General features: G+C 70.8%; 2 protein-coding genes, 1 tRNA gene, 1 rRNA gene and 1 pseudogene. 2 read left to right on the plus strand and 3 right to left on the minus strand.

Annotated features, from left to right (window positions below; all coding sequences use genetic code 11):
* Positions 1-2,184 (plus strand): annotated as a pseudogene (locus AB8Z36_RS32535) (SpoIIE family protein phosphatase); the annotation flags it as partial.
* Positions 2,185-2,288: 104 nt separating this feature from the next.
* On the opposite strand, the gene AB8Z36_RS32540 reads toward AB8Z36_RS32535, so the two are convergent.
* A tRNA-Thr gene (locus tag AB8Z36_RS32540) sits at positions 2,289-2,361 on the minus strand.
* 116 nt (positions 2,362-2,477) lie between these two features.
* On the opposite strand from AB8Z36_RS32540, the gene AB8Z36_RS32545 reads away from it, so the two are divergent.
* The gene (locus tag AB8Z36_RS32545) at positions 2,478-3,293 is read left to right on the plus strand and encodes an alpha/beta hydrolase family esterase (protein ID WP_369216983.1); all 816 of its coding nucleotides are present in this window, start codon (positions 2,478-2,480) and stop codon (positions 3,291-3,293) included.
* A gap of 119 nt (positions 3,294-3,412) precedes the next feature.
* Here the strand turns inward: AB8Z36_RS32545 and AB8Z36_RS32550 are convergent, their stop codons facing one another.
* A complete protein-coding gene (locus AB8Z36_RS32550) occupies positions 3,413-4,084 on the minus strand; it encodes a DegT/DnrJ/EryC1/StrS family aminotransferase (RefSeq protein ID WP_369216984.1) in 672 nt (223 codons plus the stop codon).
* 117 nt (positions 4,085-4,201) lie between these two features.
* Positions 4,202-4,318 (minus strand): 5S ribosomal RNA (rrf, locus tag AB8Z36_RS32555).
* Positions 4,319-4,432: the final 114 nt, after the last annotated feature.

The raw sequence follows: 4,432 nt of genomic DNA on the forward strand, positions 1-4,432 counted from the left end.
CCTCCTCCCCGTCGCCGACGGCCGGGTCCGCGTCGCCGTCATCCAGATCGRYMYMGCCGCCGMGCGGTCTCCGCCTGGAACGAGGACGCGGAGACCCTCTTCGGCTATACGGCGGAGAAGGTCATCGGCAAGCCGCTCAACGACCTCGCGGCCTGGCCGCACACCCCCGGCACCAGCACCGGCATCGCCGAGGCCCTGACCCTCTCGCGCTGGGAGGGCAGCTACGGCATCCGCGGCTCGCACGGCCGCGTGATCCCCGTCTACGCCTCGCACCTGCGCGTCCGCGACACCGACGGCGAGCCGTCCACCGTCTGCCTCCTGGTGCGCGACGACGAGCGGGCCGTGCTCCAGACGCCGGTGCGCGGCGCCGCCCCCGAGCAGTCCACCCTCAACGAGCCGAACCGCACGGACCCCTTCGAGGTCTTCATCGGCTCCCCCGCCCCCGACGACCTCGACGGCCTGCTCCAGCGCACCGTCGAACGAGCGCGCGACATGCTCGACGGCGACGCCGCCTTCCTCCTCCTCGCCACCGACGACGAGACCGAGCTGGAGGTCCGCGCCTCCACGGGCCTGCCCTCGGCCACCCAGCGCTTCGCCCGCGTCCCCGTCGAGGCGGGCCCCGGCCGGTACGGCTCGGCCCGCATGCCGGCCGTCCACGAGGACCTCACGGTCGTCCCCGGCGCCGTCCCGCTCCTCAACGGCACCGGCATGCGCTCCGTCGTCACCGTCCCCCTCAAGGTCGAGGGTCGCCTCACCGGCTCCCTCGGCGTCGCCGCCGAATCCCCCGACCGGTACTCGAACGAAGAGGCCCTGCGCCTCCAGTTCGCCGCCGACCGCATCGCCCTCGCCGTGGAGTCCGCACGCCTCGGCGAGCTCGAACGGCTCCGCCGCGGCTCGCTCTCCTTCCTCGTCGAGGCCTCCGACCTCCTCGCGGGCACCCTGGACCGCGACCAGACCCTGGCCCTCATGGCCCAGATGACGGTCCCCACGCTCGCCACCTGGTGCGCCGTCTACACCATCGCCGACCAGTCGGCCGAGCCCTACCTCTCGTACGTACTGCACGAGGACGAGGAGCGCATCGACGGCCTCAAGGCCCTGCTTTCCAAGATCGCCCCGCCCGATCCGGTCCCTACGCCCGGCGCCCGCATCTGGGCGGCCCCCTCCGAGGCCGCGCACCAGGCGGCGCTGCGCACCTCCATGCGCAGCCTCGGCCTCGGCGAGCCCATGACCGTCGGCTCGGGCATCGGCACCACCCTCTCCACGGCGTCCGCGGTGGGTGGCGAGACGGTCGTCCTGCCCCTGGTGGCCCGCAACCGCGTCATCGGCATGCTCACGCTCGGTAAGCCCTCCGACGAGCACTTCCGCCAGGAGATCCTGGAATTGGCCGAAGATCTCTCCCGCCGGGCCGCCCTCGCCCTCGACAACGCCCGGCTCTACTCCGAGCGCACCGCCATCAGCCAGTCCCTCCAGCGCAGCCTGCTGCCGCCCGGGCTCCCGCAGGTCCCCGGCGTCGAGGTCGAGGTCATCTACCGCGCGGCGGGCGAGGGAAACGAGGTCGGCGGCGACTTCTACGACCTCTTCCCCATCCGCGACGGCGCCTACGGCTTCGCGATCGGCGACGTCTGCGGCACGGGGCCGGAGGCGGCGGCCGTGACCGGCCTGGCCCGGCACGCCCTGCGCCTGCTCGCCCGCGAGGGCTTCGGCGGCCCCGCGGTCCTTGAGCGCCTGAACGCCGCCATCCTCGACGAGGGCGCCCGCAGCCGCTTCCTCACGCTCCTGTACGGCGAGCTGTGGCCCCAGGAGGACGGCTCGGCGGTCCTGAAGGTCGTCTGCGCCGGACACCCGCTCCCGCTCCGCCTCCGCCAGGACGGCACGGTCGAGCCGTACGCGGAACCGCAGCCGCTGCTCGGCGTCATGGACGACCTCGAACTGTACGAGCAGACGATGACGCTCGACCCCGGCGACGTCCTGCTCTGCGTCACGGACGGCGTCACCGAGCGCCGCGAGGGCACCCGCATGCTCGGTGACGACGGCCTCGCGGAGGTCCTCACGACCTGCACGGGCCTCACGGCGGGCGCGGTCGCCGCCCGCATCATGCGCGCGGTGGAGCGCTTCGCCTCCGACGCCCCGTCCGACGACATGGCGATCCTCGCGATGCGCGTCCCCGGCCTCCAGAAGGACTGAGCCGTTGCGCACCGGGGCACCTGCGGGTGCCCCGGCCCGTACGGCGGACCTGCGCGCACACAGAGAAGGCCTCCGCCCAACAGGGCGAAGGCCTCCAACAGTTGAGCCCCCAAGCGGAATCGAACCGCTGACCTTCTCCTTACCATGGAGACGCTCTACCGACTGAGCTATAGGGGCCTGCTGCTCTCGGGGGTTTTCCCCGCGGCAACGGAATAGATCATACCTGAATTCCACGCCCGTTCGAACCGCCCATTCCTCTGGACCCCCCGCACCGACGCTGCGACTCTGCGCCCATGCCGCGCCACCGCCGTACCCGCCTCGTACCCCTGCTGACAGCCGCGGCAATACTTCTCCCCCTCGCGGCCTGCGACTCGTCCAGCGACTCCGCACCCGCACCGCCGAGTCGCTCCCGGAAGCCGACGGCCACTCCCCCGCCCCGCACCGGCGACCAGCGGTTCACGCTCCTCTGGAAAGGCGAGCAGCGCCACTACACGGTCCATTCCCCGCCCGGTCGCACCGGAGCCGACCGGCTCCCCCTCGTGATCGCCCTGCACCCCTATCCGTCCGACGGCGAAACGATGGCGGCGATCAGTGGCCTCAACACCAAGGCCGACAAGGAGAACTTCCTCGTCGCCTACCCCGACGGCCTCGGCCACGCCTTCAACGCCCTTGTCTGCTGCGGCACCGAGGACGACGTCGGCTTCCTCCGTACGATCACGAAGAAGCTGACCGGCGACCGCGGGAAAGCCGATCCCCGGCGCGTCTACGTCACGGGCGTCTCCAACGGGGCCGAGATGGCGTACAGACTGGCCGTGGAACTTCCCGGCACCTTCGCGGCCATCGCCCCGGTGAGCGGCGGTTATCTGGGCCCGGACACGGAGAAGCCGTCGTACATGCCGAAGACACCGGTATCGGTGCTGACCTTCATCGGAGGTCTCGACGAGCACGACGACGCCATGAACGCGGGAATCACCACCTGGCGAAAACGCCTCGGCTGCGTACCGAGGGACCGGCGCCAGCACCGCAACAGCATCCAGGAGCTGAGGACGGATTGCCGGGACGGCTCCGAAGTCGTCGTCTACCGGCTGCCGAAGATGGGCCACGCCTAGCCGGAGGGACCGGGCGGCGGAATGTCCGACCCGAGGGCCGGAATCAACGCCACTGACGTGATGTGGCGGTTCTTCGAGAGGCACGCGCGCGGGGAGCAGCCCTGACGCTGTGCGGCGCCTCAGAAGGCGGGCTGGAGGAGTCCGCCGAGTGCGTTGCAGGCGGAGACCACACGCTGGAGGTCGCGGCGCGACATCGAGGCGTCGACCGGCAGGGCCAGCGTCTCGTCGGCGGCCCGCTCGGTCTCCGGCAGGCGCACGTCCCTGCGGAACGGCGGCAGTCGGTGCACCGGAGTCTTCACCGGCACCCAGCAGTTGACGCCCCGAGCACGCACAGCGCGCGCGAAGGCGTCCCGGTCGGGCCGCCCGTTCCCCGGCACACGCACGACGTACTGCTGGTAGCTGTGGTCCTGGCCGCCCTCGGGCGTCATGACCCCGCTGAGCCGTCCGCTCAGATACGCGGCGTGCGCCCGCCGCCGGGCGAGTCCGCTGTCCCGCGCCTCCGACGCGTCGCGCTCGGCCACCTCAAGCACCAGCAGACCCTGCCGCTCTCCTACGTCACGCAGGCGTCGTACGTCGACCTGGTTCCCGAAGCGGTGCTCGACGATGACGGCGGCGGTGCGGGGACCGGCCACGGCGGCGACGGCGGCGGGGGCCAGGCAGTACGACGCCGGCTCTATGTCGGCGAAGACCGGCATCGCTCCCGCAAGGACCACTGCTTCGGCGGTCCCGGCGTCCCCGTACGCGGACACGACGACCTCGTCACCGGCACCGATACCGGCGGCGCGCAACATTCCAACTGTCCTCATGACCCGGATGCTGGCTGCGCAACGTGAACGGCAAGTGACGCAAAACAAAAAAGAGCTGGTACCTGAACCGAAGTTCAGGTACCAGCTCTTCTATCAAAAGGAGTTCGGCGGCGTCCTACTCTCCCACAGGGTCCCCCCTGCAGTACCATCGGCGCTGTGAGGCTTAGCTTCCGGGTTCGGAATGTAACCGGGCGTTTCCCTCACGCTATGACCACCGAAACACTATGAAACTGACAACCGCACCATGCGCGACCATGCATGGGGTCGTTCGTGGTTTCAGAACCAACACAGTGGACGCGAGCAACTGAGGACAAGCCCTCGGCCTATTAGTAC

The organism is Streptomyces flavofungini, assembly GCF_041028215.1.
Taxonomy (GTDB): Bacteria; Actinomycetota; Actinomycetes; order Streptomycetales; family Streptomycetaceae; genus Streptomyces; species Streptomyces flavofungini_B.